Source organism: Mesorhizobium sp. M0051 (assembly GCF_040323235.1).
Lineage (GTDB): Bacteria > Pseudomonadota > Alphaproteobacteria > Rhizobiales > Rhizobiaceae > Mesorhizobium.
Genome location: NZ_JAMYUT010000022.1, coordinates 58728 through 77796 on the forward strand (window position 1 = coordinate 58728; position 19069 = coordinate 77796).

Genomic DNA, 19069 nt, shown 5'->3' on the forward strand with positions numbered 1-19069 from the left:
ATGCGCCTTGTGCCTGTTCCGGCACTTCCCCAAATCCTGCTCTACACGGCCCATCCTGCAAGCGGTCTCAGGCGGCTGATCGAGTGGTGTGACCATGGCGTCGAGCCGGAAGACAGCATCGAGGCCGACGAGAACGGGACCGAAGCGCAGCCGCCCTACTGGGCCTATGCCTGGGCCGGCGGCGCGGTGCTTGCCCGCTTCATATTCGAGCGACCGCAGACGGTAATCGGGCGGCGTGTGCTCGACCTCGGCGCCGGTTCAGGCCTCGTCGGTATCGCCGCCGCCAAGGCTGGCGCCCGCGCGGTGCTTGCGGCCGAGATAGACCGTAACGGCGTTGCAGCGATCGGCCTCAATGCCGCCGCCAACGGCGTCACGATCACCGTTGTCGACAAGGATATCACCACTGGCCCGCCACCGGCCGTCGACCTTGTGCTCGCAGGCGATGTTTTTTACGGCCATGAGGTTGCCTTACGCGTTACCCCATTCCTCGACCGCTGCCTGGCCGCCGGCATCGAGGTTCTGGTCGGCGATCCCCGTCGCACCGATCTGCCGCTGTCACGGCTGCGATTGCTCGCCGAGTACCGGGTGCCGGATTTCGGCGACGCGAAGGGTGTCGCGACGAAACCGAGCGGTGTGTTTTCCTTTGAAGCGGATGACCGCTGTCGCTGAACCCAGTCACTCGGAATGTACCGAGTTCGACCGCCAACGCAGATGATCATCCAATCAAAGGCACGTTCAGATAGCAGTCGTGACGGCCGCTAACATCTAAGCTCAGCGTCCCCTAATTCGCCAATGTACTTTTCGCCATACAGATGTATCCGCTCAAGTCGCTCGAAGCAGCTCTCCGCGAATAGAGCGCCCCGTCGCTAACGTCGCCTACGTCACGGTCGTCCTCACGCGCCATGCCAAGTCTAACAGATGCGGTTGCGCCGACGATCTTCTTGCCACGGGCCTCTATCGCACCACCGCTGATCTGCTGGCGTAGGCGCTCTCCCCCAAAAGGAGGTTTTCCGCGACGGCCCGCGGCAACCGGAGAAGGGAACCTGTGCTCTCAAACCAGCATCGACTGCTGGGAGAAGATGCCCGCCATCGCGCCGTGCGATGATGCCGTGGTGACCGAGGCCATGAGGGGGTTGGCGAGGTCGCCGGCGGCGTAGATGCCGGGCATGCTGGTTTCGCGGCGCTCGTCGACCTTGAGGGCAATGCCGAGGGGCGAATCGACCGTGGCGAGGCCCAGTGATTCATGCAGGCTTGCGGACGGCTTGTTGCGCGGATGCGCGAACAGGATGTCGACTGCGACATTGGGGCCGGTATCGAGCTCGACGGTGGCGTGATGGCCCCCGTGATGGGCGATTCCGGTGATCCGGCCATCGACGACAGGTATATTGCGGTGCCCCAGATCGGCCCGAATATCGGGCGGAATGTCGTGACCATCGGCGAAGAGCGTCAACGTGTCGGTCCAGTCGTGGTACAGCCTGACATAATTGTGCGACTGCCGGCCGGACCAGACGAGGCCCCAATGCTGGCCGGCGACTTCAAAGCCGTCGCAATAGGGACAGGGCACGATGGACGTGCCCCAGCCTTCGGCAAAGCCCGGAACATCAGGCATCTGGTCGACGACGCCATAGCTCAGGATCAGCCGGCGCGCCGCAAGGCTTTCGCCGTCGCCAGTGAGGACGGAGAAATCGTCGATGGCGCCAGAGATGCTGTCGGCCCGGGCATTGACCAGCCTGATCGTGGGATAGCGCGCCAGTTGCTGCCGCGCCTCGGCCAGGATGTCCAGCGGTGGCTTGTGGTCGTGGCCGAGCAGGCCATGCGAGTGGCCGGCAAAGCGGTTGCGCGGCAGGCCGGTATCGAGAACGGTGACCTTGCGGCGGGCACGGCCGAGCTGCAGGGCGCCGGCGAGACCGGCAAAGCTGCCGCCGATGATGATGACGTCATCCATGATGGGCTCCGTGTTGTGGATGGAGGGGGTTGGGCTGGGCCGGGCGCGAAATATCGTCCACCGATACGCGCTCGAGACGGTCAGCGAGCAGGGCTTCGGCATCGACGAGAATGTCGCCCATCACTGTGTTGACCGGCCGGACAATGCCGCATTCGATATCGCCGGGCGGCCCGGGGAAACTTGATTTGGAGGACAAGTTGAAACCGACCCGTTGGCTTGCACATTTCAGATACTACGTGGTATCGTAATGCACGAATTAGGATACTGTCAAGGACTGGAATTGTCGTGACCGTAAACAGCCAGGGCCGGCGCGGCCGGCCGGCCAACGAGGCGCTTGGCCAAACGATAGTCGACGCCGCGTGCGAACTCTTTGAGGAACTGGGTTTTCATGCGACGACATTGGACAAGGTCGCCCAGCGAGCGAAGATATCCAAGCTCAGCATCTATCGGCACTTCGAGAACAAGGAGGCGCTGTTCAGCGCGGCCATCGCGGCCCGCTGCCGTCAGTTTGCACCACAGGCCCTTGTTGAAGGCGTCGACGGTTCGGCCGAAGATCAGCTCATGGCGGTGGGATCATCGCTGCTTCGCACGCTGTTGAGCCCGGACGTCCGCAGTGTCGAAGCCATGATCATGGCCGACAAGACGAATCAAAATTCGTTAAGCAAGGTCCATTACGAAGCCGGCCCCGCCCATGTCATCGCCCAAATCGAGGCCCTGTTGCGCCGGTTGCACGCGAAGGCGGTTCTGAACGTGCCCGATCCTCTCCGGTCCGCCCGCTTGTTTGCCGCGCTTTTCAAAGGATCCGATCTCCTGATTATCGCACGCTTCGATCAGGCGAGAGCAGAGGACGACAACGAAATCGAATCCTATTGCCGGTCGGCCGTCGCCATGTTCATCGCCGCGCACGGCGGCAAAGGCCACGCAGGATACTAATCCCGCACATCTTATGTCGCGGGGTGAAGTGAAGAACGGCAGCTAACCGTCGGTTTCGACTACCTGCAGACGTTCGGCTCACCACCCCATCTCAGCCGTTGGCGGGAAAGTCCCAAGTCGATTTGCCAAGCCTAGCCCGGTCAGATCGTCTCCTTGACCCGTGCCGAGAGGAAGTCGGGCAGATCGGCAACCGAATCAAGAACAATGTCGGCAATCCCGGCCAGCGATTCGCGGGTGCCGGTGCCGGAGAGCACGCCGACCGCCAGTCCGCAGCCGCCGGCCCGCGCCATTTCGAGATCGTGGCGGTTGTCGCCGACCATGGCGATTTCCGTGGGCTTCAGCCCGGTGAGATCGCTGAAGGCCAGGATGGTGTCGGGCGCCGGCTTCGGATTGGCCACCGCGTCGTAGCCGTAAGCCGCGTCGAACAGCTGGGCGACGCCGAGCGTGACAAGCGTCTTTTCCGCACCGCTGGTCGAATCGTTGGTGGCGACGCCGAGCCGGTAGGACTTCCTGTGCAAGGCCGTCAGCGTGTCGACGATGCCCGGCAGCGCCACAGCCATCGCCGAGCCCTGCACCGAGGTGATCTCGTTGAAGCGGGCAACCGCAAGCATCTGGTCCTCGTTGGACAGCCGCGGGAACCACAATTCGACGACGTCGAGATTGGTGCCGGATGCAAAGATGGAGTCAGGCTTGAAGCGCTTGCTGGTGAAATCGAAGCCGGCGGCCGCCAGCAGCCTGTCGGCTTTCCAGCGATCACCCTCGGACGCATCCATGGCCATGAAGTCGGCAACTCCAAGCCAGGTCGCGTTGAAGTCGACAAGCGTTCCATCCTTGTCGAACAATATACCCTTGATGTCTGCCAAGCTTTTCACTCCGATCCACGCAAATGGTGGATGAATCCCACGAGACCAGCGGTCGATGCATCCCGCTTGGCGGCACTTTCCTTGCCCTCCACGACAGGCAGAAGGCCGGTGGCGAGTTCCTTGCCGAGTTCGACGCCCCACTGGTCGAAGGAGTTGATGTTGAACAGCGTTCCCTCGACGAAGACGCGGTGCTCGTAGAGCGCGATCAGCCGGCCGAAGGTGCGCGGATCGAGTTTGCGGTAGAGGATGGTCACGGAGGGCCGGTTTCCGGAGAAGACGCGGTGCGGGGCAATTTTGTCGACCTCGGCCGGCTTCATGCCCTTGGCCAGCATCTGGGCACGGGCCTCGTCCAGCGTGCGGCCCTTCATCAGCGCTTCCGACTGCGCCAGGCAGTTGGCGAGCAGCAAATCGTGCTGATGCTTTAGATCGGGCTCGTGGCCGACGGCCGCGGCAAGGAACTCGACCGGGATGAAATCGGTGCCCTGGTGCAGCAGTTGGAAGAAGGCATGCTGGCCGTTGGTGCCAGGCTCGCCCCAGACCAGTGGTCCGGTTTGCGTCGTTACGTCGGTGCCTTCGAGGGTGACGCTCTTGCCGTTGGATTCCATATCGAGCTGCTGCAGATAGGCCGGCAGCCTGGACAGGCGCTGGTCATAGGGGATGACGGCGCGCGCCGGATACCCGCAGATCACGCGATGCCACCAGCCGACCAGTCCCAGCAACGCCGGCAGGTTCTCCAGCACGGGCGCGGTGCGGAAATGCTCGTCCATCTCGTGCGCGCCATCGAGGAACGCGCGGAAATTCCGCGGGCCTACAGCGATCATCACCGGCAGGCCGATCGCACCCCAGAGCGAATAGCGGCCACCGACCCAGTCCCAGAAGCCGAAGACGCGATCCGGCGCGATGCCGAACTTGGCCACAAGGTCGAGCGCGGTCGAGACGGCGGCGAAATGCTTGCCCACCGCTTCCTTGCAGAGCGCTTCCTGCACCCATTTGCGCGCCGTCTGCGCATTCGTCATCGTCTCGACGGTGGTGAAGGTCTTGGAGGCGATAATGAACAACGTGGTTTCGGCCGACAGGCCCTTCAGCGTGTCGTGGATATGGGCGCCGTCGATGTTGGAGACGTAATGCGCGCGCGGCCCGTCATGATAGGGCGCCAGTGCCAGCGTTGCCATGGCCGGACCGAGATCGGAACCACCGATGCCGATGTTGACGATGTCGGTGATCTTCTTGCCCGTAGCGCCGGCCGCCTTGCCCGACCGCACGGCGTCGGCAAAGGCGCCCATCGCGTCGAGCACGGCTATGACGTCCGCCTTGACGTCCTGGCCATCGACGGTGACGCCCTTGCCGGTCAGGTTGCGCAACGCCGTATGCAGCACGGCGCGATCCTCAGTGAGGTTGATCTTCTTGCCGGCGAACATGGCGGCGCGACGACCTTCGAGATTGGCCGCCTTGGCGAGCCGTTCCAGCAAGTCCATGGTGAGCCCGTCGACGGCGCATTTCGACCAGTCGAGCAGAAGGTCGCCGTCGGTGGCGGAGAATGTCTCGAAACGCTTGGGATCAGCGGCGAAGGCCTGGCGCATGCTGGCGGGCGCCGCCGCGCGATGATCGCGCAAGGCAGCGAGCTGTTTTTGGAAGGACGATTGATCCACTGCCGAACTCCGAAACCTCGAGCCATCATTACGAACCGGATGTTTCCGGCGCGTGTCGTCGCGACAATCTATCGAACCTAATTCGAGCCATTTCAATGCGCAGCGATGACGCACGAAGTCATCGCCGGGACGAGGCGCCGCGTCACCCCGCGATGCCGCAGCGCAGCATCAAAATGGCGTGAAGGATCACTGGCATAAATCCCAACGATCAGAAAAATTGATTGGCGCAACCCCTTGTGCCACGGTTACGTTCGGCTGGTCCAGCCAAGCGAAAAAGACTGGCCATCGAGGAACACCTCCCATGCCACAGCGTAACGACACGGCCATATGGTCCGGCCTGTTCCGGATTTCGGCGGAATCGGGCCAGACCCTGCAGGCGCAGATCCGCCAAGCCATCGTGGCCGCCATTCTCGACCGCCAGATTGCCGCTTCGATGCCGCTTCCTTCGTGCCGGATCCTGGCTGAAAAGCTCGGCGTTGCGCGCGGAACCGTCGTGCTGGCGTTCCAGCAGCTCGTCGACCAGGGCTTCCTGGTGGCACGCGAGCGGCGTGGCCATTTCGTCAATCCCGATGTGCTGGCAACGCCTGCCAAGCCGCACCAGAAGGCGCCCGACCAGGCCAACGAAATTGACTGGAAGGCACGCCGCAAGATCGCCGCCAGCGACATGCCGCCGCCGGCCAAGCACGAGAACTGGATCAAGTCGTCCTACCCCTTCGTCTACGGCCAGTTCGACCCGGCGCTGTTCCCGACCGCCGAGTGGCGCGAGTGCAACCGCATGGCGCTTGCCGTGCTCGAAATCCGCAACTGGGCGTCCGACATGGTCGACCGCGACGATCCGCTGCTGATCGAGCAGATCCAGGCGCGGCTGTTGCCGCGACGCGGCATCTTCGCCAATCCCGACGAGATCATCGTCACGCTGGGCGCCCAGAACGCGCTTTACATGCTGGCGACGCTGCTGATGTCCAAGGGCTCCAAGGTGGCGATGGAGGATCCCGGCTACCCCGATGCACGCTCGATCTTCCGCCTTGCAGGCGCCGACATACAGCCGGTGCCGGTCGACCAGTCCGGCATCGTAACCGCTTCTATTCCCAACGATTCCGGGTTCGTCTTCGTCACGCCCAGCCACCATTGCCCGACGATGGTGCCGCTTTCGGCGGAACGGCGGCAGGATCTTCTGGCGCGAGCCAACCGCTACAACCAGATCATCATCGAGGACGGCTATGACAGCCAGCTTCTCGACGAAGCACCGCAGCAGGCGCTGAAAAGCCTCGATCGTTCCGGCCGTGTCGTCTATGTCGGCTCGATGTCGAAGACGCTGGCTCCCGGCCTGCGGCTTGGCTACATCGTGGCGTCTGCCGGACTGATCTCCGAGCTCAGGGCACTGCGCCGCTTCATGCTGCGTCATCCGCCGGCCAACAATCAGCGCGCCGTAGCACTCTTCCTGTCGCTCGGCCATCATGAGGCGCTGGTACGACGGCTGTCGTCGGCCTTCGACGAGCGGCGCAAGCGGCTGGTCCATGCGATTTCCGCCTTCCTGCCGGAGTGGCGCTCGACTGATTCGGCCGGCGGCACGTCGCTGTGGCTCGAGGGACCGCGCGGCACCGATTCACGCGGGCTGGCCGAGGCAGCAGCCTCGCGCAGCGTCATCATCGAGCCGGGCGACCGTTTCTTCGATCGGACCGAGAAGCCTTCGCGTTTCATGCGGCTGGGCATCTCGTCAATCGCGCTGCAGCACATCGAGCCAGGCATCCGTGAACTCGCCACCGCCGCCGGACGCAGGCCGGCGGCCGCCTGATCCATCGCCCACCCCTTTGGACCGCAGCCGTGCAGGCGTGGCTCCGGTCCTTTAGTGTTCTGGCATATGCGACCGGACCCTCTGGCTCATAGTCTGGGCCAATGCCGGCGGCATAGTCGGAGCACAAAGGGGAAGAAGCAGCCGATGGTGGACCAACCGCCGCGCCCTGCTTCTCGGAAAGGTGGAGTGTCTCCATGTCAGTTCTTGAAAAGCAGGAAGCGGCGGCGGACCAGCGTTCGCGTCGCTCCGGCGGGCGCGAAGCGCGCCGCGCCATGCGGGCAGCACCCTTGGCCGACGACATCAAGCCGGTGCGCGCCGGCCTCGAAGGCGGCAGCTACGGACCGCTGACACAGAACGACCAGGAACGCATCCACGAAGCGGTGTTGACGCTCCTGGAGACGGTTGGCTTTGCCAATGCCATCCCCTCTTGCATCGAAGCCTTGACAGAGGCCGGCGGCACCTATGGCGACGATGGGCGCATCCGCTTTCCACGAGCGCTCGTGCTCGACACGATCAAAAAAGCGGCACGGCATTTCACGCTACACGGCCAGGACCCCAAGCACGACATGCTGATCAAGGGTAAGCGCGTGCATTACGGCACGGCCGGAGCTGCCGTGCATCTGGTCGACGTCGAGAAGCGCGAATATCGCGAGTCGCTGCTGCAGGACATCTATGACGCCGCCCGCCTCGTCGAAGGGCTCGACAATATCCACTTCTTCCAGCGGCCGATGGTGCCGCGCGATATTCCCGATCCGCTCGAAATGGATTTCAACACGCTCTATGCCTGCGTGATGGGTACGTCCAAGCATGTCGGCACCTCGTTTACGGTGCGCGAGAATGTGCAGCCGGCGCTCGAAATGCTCTATGCCATTGCCGGAGGCGAGGAGAACTTCCGCGCCCGGCCGTTCGTGTCGAACTCGAACTGCTTCGTGGTGCCGCCGATGAAGTTCGCCGAGGACGCCTGCGGCGTGCTCGAGGCTTGCGTCGAGGGCGGCATCCCGATTCTCCTGCTGTCGGCCGGGCAGGCCGGCGCCACGGCACCGGCGGCGATTGCCGGTGCGGTGGTGCAAGCGGTGGCCGAAGTGCTGGCCGGTCTGGTCTATGTCAACGCCATCAAGCCGGGCCACCCGGCGATCTTCGGTACCTGGCCGTTCGTTTCGGATCTGCGCACCGGCGCAATGTCCGGCGGTTCGGCCGAGCAGGCAGTCCTGACTGCAGCGTGCGCACAAATGGCGCAATACTACGACTTGCCTGGCGGTTCAGCCGCCGGCATGACGGATTCGAAACTGCCCGATATCCAGTCCGGCTACGAAAAGGGCATCACCGACGTGATGGCCGGTCTCGCCGGGCTCAATCTCGTCTATGAATCGGCCGGCATGCATGCCTCCCTGCTCGGCTTTTGCCTGGAAAGCCTGATCATCGACAACGACATGCTCGGCCACTGCCTGCGCTGCGTGCGTGGCATCGAGGTGACTGACGAAGCGCTGTCGATCGATACCATTGCCGATGTCTGCCTGAAGGGTCCGGGCCACTATCTCGGCAATGAGCAGACGCTGCGGCTGATGCAGACGGAGTATTTTTACCCCGCCGTCGGCGACCGCTTTTCTCCCAAGGAATGGAACGAGAAGGGCCGGCCCGACATCTTGCAGCGGGCGATCATCGAGAAGAAGCGGGTGCTTGCCGAGCGCTTTCCGCGCCATGTGCCGAAGCCGATCGACGACCGGCTGCGCGCCCGCTTTGGCGAAATGATCAAACTGCCTCGCGGCAGGATGGGCGGGTAAACAACGCTCCCGGAACAGCTATTCGGTGCCCAGCCCATAGCGCTCGACGACCTCGGCGCTGATCAGCTTGGCGTGCAGGGTCATCAATACGATTTGCGCATCGAAACTGTCGCCGGCCTGCACCGCGGCCTCGACCCGGCGCTCGACGTCCTGCCGTTGCGGCAGGCCATGGGAGCTTTCGAAGGTTTCTGGCCCGGCAACGCAATAGCTGAACAATTGCGCCACTTCCGCATAGGCCTTGGTGGGCGGCTCGTCGGACCAGTGATCCTTCATCAGATTGACGATGGTGAGTTTTACGCCCTCCGGCACAAGGGCTGGGTGAAGGTCGGCGGCCCGCAACGCGACGTCGAGCTGTCTCAAATCGCTTGAGCGGCCGAACATTCCGAGGAAGCCGAGAGAAGAGCGCCGTCCCGCCATGAGTTCCAATCCGTTTCAACGCAATTAGGAGGTTCGCAAGCGGAATACAAAGGCCGTGGCTTTGGATCATTCCTGATGCGTGTCGTCTCCCCTGCCGGGGGCGCCCGGCAAACCGATGAGCCGGGACAATCGCGGTATGGTGATAGCGGTTGTTGACGGCATGGCGTCCACCTCCTGGAAGAGAAGCTTGGACGCGAACGTTGGGCTGACGCCTCACGGGGTCGTTGCGATGCACCCTTTGTCATGCTGGTGGAATTGTTGCGTGGCTTGTCAAGGATGGTTCTCGACCCTCGACCGGGACACGCTGAACGGAGCCCGAGAGGCAGCCTGATTGTTCAGGCCGCCTGTCAACGATCCAGCATCAGCAATCGTCGTCTGGAATAATCAGCGATTATCCGAGGATTATCAGCGATTATCCTGGAATATCAGTGATTGTCCCTGGGAACACCGCTGGTATGCGCGACATCCTGGTATTTCACCGCTGGCTCCAGCACCATTCCCTCCGAGAACTGCGCCACCATGCCACGCTGGATCTCCTGCCAGGGCGTCTGGTGCTTGGGATAGTGATAGCCGCCATTGTTCTGCAGTTCGGCGCGGCGGCGGGTGATCTCGTCATCGGTGACGAGGATATCGGCCGTGCCCTTGCGCAGGTCGATGCGGACACGGTCGCCCGTCTTCAACAGCGCCAGCCCGCCGCCGATCGCCGCTTCCGGCGAGGCGTTGAGGATCGACGGCGAACCTGACGTGCCCGACTGGCGACCGTCACCAATGCAGGCGAGCGCGTGGATGCCCTTCTTGATGAGGTAGGCTGGCGGCTGCATGTTGACGACCTCGGCACCGCCGGGATAGCCGACCGGGCCAGCGCCGCGCATGAACAGGATGGTGTGTTCGTCGATGCCTTGCGCCGGATCGTCGATGCGGGCGTGGTAGTCTTCCGGCCCGTCGAAAACCATGGCGTTGCCTTCGAAAGCCTCGGGGTCCCTGGGGTTGGACAAATAGCGTTCGCGGAACTCCGGCGAGATGCCGCTGGTCTTCATGATCGCCGAATCGAACAGATTGCCCCGCAGGTTGATGAAGCCGGCATTGGCTTTCAACGGCTCGGCCACGGTGCGGATGACCTCGATGTTCTCGTTGACGACCCCCTTGCAGTTGTCGCCGATCGATTTGCCGTTGACGGTGATGGCTTCGGGGAAAGGCAGCAATCCGCCCTTCATCAATTCGGCCACGACGGCGGGCACGCCGCCCGCGTGGTGATAATCCTCGCCGAGATATTCGCCGGTCGGCTGCAGATTGACGATGAGCGGGATCTTGAGCCCGACCTTCTGCCAGTCGTCATTATCGAGCGGCACGCCGAGATGGCGAGCGATGGCGTTGAGATGGATCGGTGCATTGGTCGAGCCGCCAATGGCCGAGTTGACGACGATGGCGTTCTCAAAGGCTTGGCGCGTCATGATATCCGACGGCTTCAAATCCTCGTGCACCATCTCGACAATGCGCTTTCCCGTCTCATAGGAAATCTGGCCGCGCTCGCGGTACGGCGCGGGAATGGCGGCCGAGCCAGGCAACTGCATGCCAAGCGCCTCGGCCAGCGAGTTCATCGTCGTGGCGGTGCCCATGGTGTTGCAATAGCCGGTGGACGGCGCCGAGGAAGCGACGATATCCATGAACTCGTCATAGCCGATCTCGCCGGCCGATAGCCGCTGGCGCGATTCCCAAACGATGGTGCCGGAGCCGGTGCGCTTGCCCTTGTGCCAGCCGTTCAGCATCGGGCCGACCGACAGCGCAATCGCCGGGATGTTGACGGTGGCCGCCGCCATCAGCAGGGCCGGCGTCGTCTTGTCGCAACCAATGGTGAGCACGACGCCATCGAGCGGATAGCCGTAAAGCACTTCGACTAGGCCAAGATAGGCAAGGTTGCGGTCAAGAGCGGCGGTCGGGCGCTTGCCGGTCTCCTGGATCGGGTGGCAGGGAAATTCGAAAGGGATGCCGCCCATCGAGACGATGCCTTCGCGCACGCGCTTGGCGAGTTCGATATGGTGCCGGTTGCAGGGCGAAAGATCGGAGCCGGTCTGCGCGATGCCGATCAGTGGCTTGCCGGACATCAGTTCGGCGCGCGTCAGGCCGTAATTCAGGTAGCGCTCGAGATAGAGCGCCGTCATGCCCGGGTTGTCGGGATTGTCGAACCACTCCTGCGAGCGAAATTTTTTCTTGTGGGTGGGGGCGCCTGCCATTGGTGGTCTCCGTATTTGTAAGACAAATCGATATGGCAACGCGCGAGAGCAGGCAAGAGGGCGTGCGGTCGCAACCGGACTTTGGTGTGATAGACAGGCAGCCAGCCGTGCGTTAGGGCTTTATTCAGTCTTGTCCGGGAGGTTTTCATGGCTTTGGTGATCGAAGGCGAGGAGCGCATTGCCGCTTCCCTGCAAAAAGTGTGGGAAGCGCTGAACGATCCCGAGGTCCTGAAGGCGACCATTCCCGGCTGCCAGAGCCTGGAGATGAGATCGACGACCGAAATGGCGGCGACCGTGGTGGTGAAGATCGGACCGATCAAGGCGACGTTCAACGGCGAAGTGACGTTGAAGAACTTGAAGCCGCCGCACTCCTACACCATCCAGGGTGAAGGCAGGGGTGGCATTGCCGGTTTCGCCAAGGGCGGTGCGGACGTGACGTTGGCATCAGATGGGCCCGATACAACGGTGTTGAAATACGCCGCCAAGGCCGATGTCGGCGGCAAGATCGCCCAGCTCGGCAGCCGGCTGATAGAATCGACCTCGAAGAAACTCGCCGGACAGTTTTTTTCGAGCTTCGGCGAAAAGGTCGGCGGCTAACCCTCTCCCTTGAGGGGAGGTCGCCTCGCAAAGCGAGGCGGGAGGGGTCGCCTCAGCTGCCTTAACTAACTGAACTGCCTCGACCTTCGACAAGTTGGAGCGCGTCACCGCGGACCCCACCCGGCCCTTCGGGCCACCCTCCCCTCAAGGGGGAGGGATATCCGTGCTACTCGAACACGATGCTCGGCACCGCCGCAGCAGCGGCACCACGCTCTTCGTTGACCCGGTCCCAAACCTTCGAAGCGATGTCGCGGTAGACTTTCGCCTCGGCGCCGTCGGGCTTCGAGACGACAACCGGCGCGCCGGCATCCGAGCTTTCGCGGATGCCCATCTCGAGCGGCACTTCGCCGAGGAAGGTGACGCCGAGACGCTCGGCCTCGCGACGGGCGCCGCCATGGCCGAAGATGTCGTAGCGTTTGCCGGTGTCCGGCGCGACGAAATAACTCATGTTTTCGACGATGCCGAGCAGCGGCACGTCGACCTTCTTGAACATGTTGAGGCCTTTTCGTGCGTCGATCAGGGCCAGATCCTGCGGCGTCGAGACGATGACGGCGCCGGCCAGCGGCACCTGCTGGGCCATGGTCAGCTGCGCGTCGCCGGTGCCGGGCGGCATGTCGACGACGAGCACGTCGAGCCGGCCCCATTCGACCTCGCGCAGCATCTGCGTCAGTGCCGACATCACCATCGGGCCGCGCCAGATCATCGGCGTTTCCTCATCGACGAGGAAGCCCATCGACATCACCTTCAGGCCGTAATTCTCCATCGGTTTCAAGATCTTGCCATCGACGGTCTGCGGCCGGCCATGAATATTGAGCAGCCGCGGCATGGATGGGCCGTAGATGTCGGCGTCGAGCACGCCGACGCGCAGGCCGTTGGCGGCGAGGCCGAGCGCGATGTTGACGGCGGTGGTCGACTTGCCGACGCCGCCCTTGCCGGAAGCAACGGCAATGATTGCCTCTATGCCGGGCACGCCGCGTTTGCCGGAGCTGTGCGAGGCCGGCGCGTGCGGGGTAGCACGCGGCGCAGCAGCGGGCGGAGCCGGCCTGGGTGCGGGGCGCGACGGGACCGGAGCCTCCATGCCGCCGCCCTTCTTTTCGGCCGTCAGGGCGACGACGGCGCCGGCGACACCGGGGATCGCCTTGACGACACGTTCGGCGGCGGCACGCAGCGGCTCCATCTCCTGGGCGCGGGCGGCGGGAACGGTAATCGAGAAGAAGACCTTCCCGTCGGCGATGAAAATCTCCGAAACCATGCCGAGGTCGACGATGTTGCCGGTGAAATCCGGCCCGTTGACCGTCTTCAGACGCTCGGTGACGATTTCCTTGGTGACGTTCTGCTGGACGGCGGACATGATATTTTTCCTTGGACGTTCAGGGCTTCAGATAATGCAGTTTCCGGACAGAACCAAGCCGTGGAGCAACAGCTGCCTCGGCGTGCCCGGAAAAACGACGAGGCCTGTCTGATCGCCTGATCGAATGCATCCGCGGAAAACGGCAGCCAAGGTGACCGATCACTCCAGCAAGTTGACGGTCGCCAATCTGCCGGTGCGACCTATCTGCATGACCATGGTGAGCACAACAACCAGGGAAGGAGATCATCATGCTCGCAAACTTCAACGCAACGGCCAACCTCGCGGTGAAGGATCTCGCGAAAGCCAAGGCTTTCTATGAGGGAACGCTTGGCCTGAAGCAGGTGCACGATGAGGGCGGTGAACTGATCGTGTATAAAAGCGGCGACACAGCCATCAATGTCTATCATTCCCAATATGCCGGAACCAACAAGGCAACAGCGGTGACGTGGACCGTGGGCGACGAGATCGGCAATGTCGTCAAGGCGCTGAAGTCGAAGGGCGTCAGCTTCGAGCACTATGATATGCCGGGCTTGACACTGGAGGGCGACGTCTATGTCGGCTCCGGCATGAAGGTCGTCTGGTTCAAGGACCCAGACGGCAACATCCTGAACCTTGTGAACAGGTAGATGTCTTCACGTCACCTCGCCAGGCCGACAGCGAGGTAGGTGAGCGCCGAGATCATAGCGGTTGCCGGCAAGGTGACGATCCAGGCGATGACGATGCTGCTGGCAATGCCCCAGCGCACCGCCGAGACCCGGCGAGCGGCGCCAACGCCTATGATGGCGCCGGTGATGGTGTGCGTGGTCGAAACGGGAACTCCGAGCCAGGTGGCGGCAAACAGGGTGATGGCACCACCGGTCTCGGCGCAAAAACCCTGCATCGGATTCAGCCGGGTGATCTTCGAGCCCATGGTGTGAACGATACGCCAGCCGCCGAACAGGGTGCCGAGGGCCAGCGCCGACTGACAGGTGAGTACGACCCACAGCGGCACATAGAAAGTCGCGCCGAGCATGCCTTGCGAATAGAGCAGCACGGCGATGATGCCCATGGTTTTCTGGGCGTCGTTGCCGCCATGCCCGAGCGAATAGAGCGAGGCGGAAAAGAACTGCAGGACGCGGAAGGTGCTGTCGACCGCAAACGGCGACTGGCGCACGAAGAGCCAGGAAACGGTCAGGATCAGGACGAGCGCCAAGACAAAGCCGGTCGCCGGCGACACGACGATAGCAGCGACAGTCTTGCCGAGTCCCGTCCAGACGATGGCACCGAGCCCGGCCTTCGCTACCCCGGCACCGACAAGACCGCCGATCAACGCATGCGAGCTGCTCGACGGAATGCCGACCATCCAGGTTACGATGTTCCAGACGATGGCGCCGACAAGGGCGGCGAAAATCACCGCCGGCGTGACGACGCTGACGTCGACGATACCCTTTCCCACTGTCTCGGCGACGTGGAGGCCGAAGAACATGAAGGCAATGAAATTGAAGAAGGCTGCCCACAACACCGCATATTGCGGCCTCAGCACCCGGGTGGACACGATGGTGGCGATGGAGTTGGCCGCGTCGTGCAGGCCGTTGAGAAAATCGAAGAACAGCGCGACGACGACGAGGCCGACCAGCACGGGAAAGGCAATGGTGGCTTCCATCACCTAAACATTCTCGATGACGATGCCGCTGATCTCGTTGGCGACGTCCTCGAAGCGATCGACCACCTTTTCCAGCTGGCCATAGATCTCTGAGCCAATCAGGTAGGCCATCGGGTCGCTGCTGCCATGCTTCCTGAAGAGATCCTTCAAACCCTGCTCGTGCAGATCATCGGCCCGGCTTTCGACGCGCATGACCTCTTCGGCGATGGCATTGAGGCGCACGGTGTGCGCACCAACCTTGCTGAGCAGCGGAATCGCCTCGGCCACCAACTTGGCGGCGGCGACGATGACGCCGCCCATTTCCTGCATCAGCGGATCGAATTCCTTCTTTTCGAACAGCCTCACCGTCTTGACCGTCTTGTGCATCATGTCGATGGCATCATCCATCGATTGGATCAGGTCCTTGATGTCGCCGCGATCGAAAGGCGTGATGAAGGAGCGCCGCACCGCCAGCAGCACTTCCGCGGTGATATGGTCGGCTTCGTCTTCGAGATCGATGATTTTCTGGCACCAGCGCTCGATGTCCTTGCCCTGGAGAAGCTGCTCCAGCGCCTCGGCGCCGCCGACCACCGTGCGGGAATGTCGTTCGAACAGTTCGAAGAAGCGATCTTCGCGCGGCAAAAGCTTGCGGAACCAGCCCAGCATGGTCGATCTCCCAGTTTCATCCACATAGCGCCGCATTCAGCCGGGGGGAACAGCTAGCCGGCTTAAAGATGTGGATGCAGGCCAATTGCGCATGGCGCTTGCGATAAAATGCGATTTCCCCGACCTTGCGTCGAACGACCGGAAAGATCGCATGATCGACAAGCTGGAATTCTTCATTGCGCTGGCCAGGGAGGAGCATTTCGGCCGGGCGGCGGAATTGTGCGGCGTGACCCAGCCGACGCTGTCGGCCGGCATCAAGCAGCTGGAGGGCCAGCTCGGGGTGATGCTGGTTTTGCGCGGCTCGCGCTTCCAGGGGCTGACGCCGGAGGGAAAACAGGTCCTGGTGTGGGCGCGCCGGATCGTCGGCGACACCCGCACCATGCGCGAGGAGATGCGCGCTGCGCGCTACGGTCTTTCGGGCCGCATCCGCATCGCCGCCATCCCGACGGCTCTGGCCATGGTGGCGCGGCTGACGACGCCGTTTCGGGCAAAGCATCCGGGCGTCACCTTTTCGGTGCTGTCGCGAACCTCCATCGAGGTGCTGTCGCTGCTTGGCAATTTCGACATCGATGCCGGCATCACCTATCTCGACAATGAGCCGCTGGGACGAGTGACCAGCGTGCCGCTCTATGACGAGCGCTATCAACTGATCACCGCGATGGGAAATCCCTATTCCGATCGCGACAAAGTGACATGGGCGGAGCTCTCAAGCCTGCCGCTGTGCCTGTTGACGCCGGACATGCAGAACCGCCGTATCATCGACCAGCATCTGGCCGAAGCCGGCGTGCAGGTGCGGCCGACGCTGGAATCCAACTCGATGATCGTGCTGTTTTCACATATCCGGACCGGCAAATGGTCGTCAATCATGCCACTCAACCTCACGGAAACATTCGGCTTTTCCGAACCGATCCGGGCCATTCCGATCGTCGAACCGGACGCCAGCCACACGGTCGGCCTGGTGGCGGCGCCGCGCGAACCGCACACGCCGCTGGTCTCGGCGCTGTTGGACGAGGCGATGGCGCTGGCGGACGATTTCCACGCCCACCGCTAGGCTAACAATGCTGGATGGAGGACTGATAGAAATTTTCTATCAATCAACGAAACAGCTTTATTGATTCAGCGGGTTTCCTCTGATTTTGTAACGGCTTAGCGATAAAAGCTATCGACCAGGGAGGGCGCTGCTTGACGATGCAGCCTGCAAGTACCGAGATCACATCGCGCACAGCCGCGATCATCCAGGAGTTGAAGGGCCTCGAAGGCCCGCTGCTGCCGATCCTTCACGGCATCCAGGAAGAGTTCGGCCATGTGCCCAAGGATGCGCTGCCGGTCATTGCCGAGGCGCTGAATATCTCCAGGGCCGAGGTGCACGGCGTCGTCAGCTTCTACCATGATTATCGCAGCCACCCCGCCGGCCGGCATGTGCTGAAGCTCTGCCAGGCGGAATCCTGCCAGTCGATGGGTTCGGACGCCATCGCCGCCAAACTTAAACAGTTGCTTGGCATCGGCTTCCATGAGACGGCCCGCGACGGTTCGGTGACGCTGGAGCCGGTCTATTGCCTGGGCTTGTGCGCCTGTTCGCCCGCCGCAATGCTCGATGGCCAGGTGATCGGGCGGCTCGATGACGAAAAGCTCGACGAAATCGTTGCCGAGGTGCGCTCATGATCCCGCGTATCTACATTCCCGGCGACTCCGGCGCGCTGGCGCTGGGTGCCGAAAAAGTCGCGAAGGCGATCGCAAGTGAGCTTGCCGAACGCGGCATCGAAGCCAAAATCGTGCGCAACGGCTCGCGCGGGGCTTACTTCCTCGAACCGATGGTCGAAGTGGCGACCGCCAATGGCCGGGTCGCTTATGGACCGGTCAAGCCGTCTGACGTCAAAAGCCTGTTCGACAGCGGCTTCCTCACCGGCGGCCATCACAAACGCTGGCTGGGCGTGCCGGACAAAATCCCCTTCCTGGCCAAGCAGACGCGATTGACCTTCGCACGCTGCGGCGTCACGGATCCGCTGTCGCTCGAATCCTACAAGAAATATGGCGGGTTGAATGGACTGACGAATGCGCTGGGACTGACGCCGGCCGCCATTGTCGCCGAGGTGACCGAATCCGGGCTGCGCGGGCGCGGCGGCGCGGGCTTCCCGACCGGCATCAAGTGGAAGACGGTGCTCGATACATCAGGCGACCGCAAATACATCGTCTGCAACGCCGACGAAGGCGATTCAGGCACCTTCGCCGACCGCATGATCATGGAGGGCGATCCCTTCGTGCTGATCGAAGGCATGACGATTGCCGGTATAGCCACGGGCGCGACCAAGGGCTTTGTCTATGTCCGCTCTGAATATCCGCATGCGGTGGCGGTGATGAACAAGGCCGTCGAGATCGCCCGCAAGGCCGGTGTTCTTGGCGCCAGCGTGCTGGGTTCGGCCCATGCTTTCGACATGGAGATCCGGGTTGGCGCAGGCGCCTATGTCTGTGGCGAGGAGACGGCGCTGCTGGACTCGCTCGAAGGCAAGCGCGGCATGGTCCGGGCAAAACCACCGCTGCCGGCTCACAAGGGGCTGTTCGGCAAGCCGACGGTGATCAACAACGTCATCTCGCTGGCTTCGGTGCCTATCATCATGGACAAGGGTGCGGCCTTCTACAAGGATTTCGGCATGGGCCGCTCGCGCGGCACGATCCCGATCCAGATCGCCGGCAATGTCAAATATGCCGGCCTGTTCGAAGCCGCTTTCGGCATGACGCTCGGCGAGATCGTCGACGAGATCGGCGGCGGCACGGCCACGGGGCGTCCCGTCAAGGCTGTGCAGGTCGGCGGACCGCTCGGCGCCTATTTCCCGCGCGCGCTGTTCGACACGCCGTTCGATTATGAGGCCTTCGCGGCCAAGGACGGGCTGATCGGCCATGCCGGCATCGTGGTGTTCGACGACACCGCCGACATGTTGAAACAGGCCCGCTTTGCGATGGAATTCTGCGCCATCGAAAGTTGCGGCAAGTGCACGCCATGCCGCATCGGCTCGACGCGCGGCGTCGAGACCATCGACAGAATTGCCGCGGGCATCGAACCGGAGAAGAACCTCGCTCTGGTCACCGACCTCTGCAACACGATGAAATTCGGCTCGCTGTGCGCGCTGGGCGGCTTCACGCCCTACCCTGTCATGAGCTCGATCACCCATTTCCCCGACGACTTCAAGCCCGCGCCCGTGCGCGTGGCTGCTGAATAGGAGCT

18 protein-coding genes are annotated in these 19069 nt (G+C 62.8%); 10 read left to right on the forward strand and 8 right to left on the reverse strand.

Features of this window, described 5'->3' with window-relative positions; genetic code table 11:
* A complete protein-coding gene (locus tag NKJ90_RS21870) occupies nucleotides 1–669 on the forward strand; it encodes a class I SAM-dependent methyltransferase (RefSeq protein ID WP_084025251.1) in 669 nt (222 codons plus the stop codon).
* Nucleotides 670–1051: 382 nt separating this feature from the next.
* On the opposite strand, the gene NKJ90_RS21875 is transcribed toward NKJ90_RS21870, so the two are convergent.
* Nucleotides 1052–1945 (reverse strand): NAD(P)/FAD-dependent oxidoreductase, encoded by an 894-nt coding sequence (locus NKJ90_RS21875; protein ID WP_023758206.1) that lies wholly within the window; start codon nucleotides 1943–1945, stop codon nucleotides 1052–1054.
* On the opposite strand from NKJ90_RS21875, the gene NKJ90_RS21880 reads away from it, so the two are divergent.
* Both NKJ90_RS21880 and NKJ90_RS21885 read left to right on the forward strand, forming a co-directional pair.
* Entirely contained in the window at nucleotides 1944–2129 is a 186-nt protein-coding gene (locus NKJ90_RS21880; RefSeq protein ID WP_032907120.1) for a hypothetical protein, read from the forward strand. The genes NKJ90_RS21875 and NKJ90_RS21880 overlap by 2 nt on opposite strands.
* A 101-nt stretch (nucleotides 2130–2230) precedes the next feature.
* Complete coding sequence (locus NKJ90_RS21885) at nucleotides 2231–2878, forward strand: TetR/AcrR family transcriptional regulator (RefSeq protein ID WP_023758208.1); 648 nt, start codon at nucleotides 2231–2233, stop codon at nucleotides 2876–2878.
* Between the two features lie 140 nt (nucleotides 2879–3018).
* Here NKJ90_RS21885 and NKJ90_RS21890 read toward each other — a convergent pair whose 3' ends face one another.
* Together NKJ90_RS21890 and pgi are read right to left on the reverse strand one after the other, a co-directional pair.
* Nucleotides 3019–3741: an HAD family hydrolase gene (locus NKJ90_RS21890; protein ID WP_023758209.1), complete on the reverse strand. Its 723-nt coding sequence runs from the start codon at nucleotides 3739–3741 to the stop codon at nucleotides 3019–3021.
* Between the two features lie 5 nt (nucleotides 3742–3746).
* The gene (gene pgi, locus NKJ90_RS21895; RefSeq protein WP_023758210.1) at nucleotides 3747–5390 is read right to left on the reverse strand and encodes a glucose-6-phosphate isomerase; all 1644 of its coding nucleotides are present in this window, start codon (nucleotides 5388–5390) and stop codon (nucleotides 3747–3749) included.
* 301 nt (nucleotides 5391–5691) lie between these two features.
* On the opposite strand from pgi, the gene pdxR reads away from it, so the two are divergent.
* Both pdxR and NKJ90_RS21905 read left to right on the forward strand, forming a co-directional pair.
* Nucleotides 5692–7185, forward strand: a complete 1494-nt coding sequence (gene pdxR, locus NKJ90_RS21900; protein WP_023758211.1) for a MocR-like pyridoxine biosynthesis transcription factor PdxR — start codon at nucleotides 5692–5694, stop codon at nucleotides 7183–7185.
* 194 nt (nucleotides 7186–7379) lie between these two features.
* Complete coding sequence (locus NKJ90_RS21905; protein ID WP_352486766.1) at nucleotides 7380–8966, forward strand: trimethylamine methyltransferase family protein; 1587 nt, start codon at nucleotides 7380–7382, stop codon at nucleotides 8964–8966.
* 18 nt (nucleotides 8967–8984) lie between these two features.
* Here the strand turns inward: NKJ90_RS21905 and NKJ90_RS21910 are convergent, their stop codons facing one another.
* Nucleotides 8985–9383, reverse strand: a complete 399-nt coding sequence (locus NKJ90_RS21910; RefSeq protein WP_023758212.1) for a hypothetical protein — start codon at nucleotides 9381–9383, stop codon at nucleotides 8985–8987.
* 425 nt (nucleotides 9384–9808) lie between these two features.
* Complete coding sequence (locus NKJ90_RS21915) at nucleotides 9809–11614, reverse strand: IlvD/Edd family dehydratase (protein WP_023758213.1); 1806 nt, start codon at nucleotides 11612–11614, stop codon at nucleotides 9809–9811.
* A gap of 147 nt (nucleotides 11615–11761) precedes the next feature.
* Here NKJ90_RS21915 and NKJ90_RS21920 point away from each other — a divergent pair, with 147 nt between their 5' ends.
* A complete protein-coding gene (locus NKJ90_RS21920) occupies nucleotides 11762–12211 on the forward strand; it encodes an SRPBCC family protein (protein WP_023758214.1) in 450 nt (149 codons plus the stop codon).
* A gap of 166 nt (nucleotides 12212–12377) precedes the next feature.
* Here NKJ90_RS21920 and NKJ90_RS21925 read toward each other — a convergent pair whose 3' ends face one another.
* A complete protein-coding gene (locus tag NKJ90_RS21925; RefSeq protein ID WP_023758215.1) occupies nucleotides 12378–13562 on the reverse strand; it encodes an Mrp/NBP35 family ATP-binding protein in 1185 nt (394 codons plus the stop codon).
* A 248-nt stretch (nucleotides 13563–13810) separates the two neighbouring features.
* Between NKJ90_RS21925 and NKJ90_RS21930 the strand changes: the two genes are divergently transcribed.
* Complete coding sequence (locus NKJ90_RS21930) at nucleotides 13811–14188, forward strand: VOC family protein (RefSeq protein ID WP_023758216.1); 378 nt, start codon at nucleotides 13811–13813, stop codon at nucleotides 14186–14188.
* An 11-nt stretch (nucleotides 14189–14199) separates the two neighbouring features.
* On the opposite strand, the gene NKJ90_RS21935 is transcribed toward NKJ90_RS21930, so the two are convergent.
* Both NKJ90_RS21935 and NKJ90_RS21940 read right to left on the reverse strand, forming a co-directional pair.
* Nucleotides 14200–15204: an inorganic phosphate transporter gene (locus NKJ90_RS21935; RefSeq protein ID WP_023758217.1), complete on the reverse strand. Its 1005-nt coding sequence runs from the start codon at nucleotides 15202–15204 to the stop codon at nucleotides 14200–14202.
* Nucleotides 15205–15207: 3 nt separating this feature from the next.
* Entirely contained in the window at nucleotides 15208–15849 is a 642-nt protein-coding gene (locus NKJ90_RS21940; RefSeq protein WP_023758218.1) for a DUF47 domain-containing protein, read from the reverse strand.
* A gap of 151 nt (nucleotides 15850–16000) precedes the next feature.
* Here NKJ90_RS21940 and NKJ90_RS21945 point away from each other — a divergent pair, with 151 nt between their 5' ends.
* The 3 genes from NKJ90_RS21945 to NKJ90_RS21955 all read left to right on the forward strand — a co-directional run bounded on the left by NKJ90_RS21945 (nucleotide 16001) and on the right by NKJ90_RS21955 (nucleotide 19064).
* Nucleotides 16001–16900: a LysR family transcriptional regulator gene (locus tag NKJ90_RS21945; RefSeq protein ID WP_023758219.1), complete on the forward strand. Its 900-nt coding sequence runs from the start codon at nucleotides 16001–16003 to the stop codon at nucleotides 16898–16900.
* 137 nt (nucleotides 16901–17037) lie between these two features.
* The gene (locus NKJ90_RS21950) at nucleotides 17038–17511 is read left to right on the forward strand and encodes a formate dehydrogenase subunit gamma (RefSeq protein ID WP_502904929.1); all 474 of its coding nucleotides are present in this window, start codon (nucleotides 17038–17040) and stop codon (nucleotides 17509–17511) included.
* The gene (locus tag NKJ90_RS21955; protein WP_023758221.1) at nucleotides 17508–19064 is read left to right on the forward strand and encodes a formate dehydrogenase beta subunit; all 1557 of its coding nucleotides are present in this window, start codon (nucleotides 17508–17510) and stop codon (nucleotides 19062–19064) included. Before NKJ90_RS21950 ends, NKJ90_RS21955 begins: the two co-directional genes overlap by 4 nt.
* Nucleotides 19065–19069: the final 5 nt, after the last annotated feature.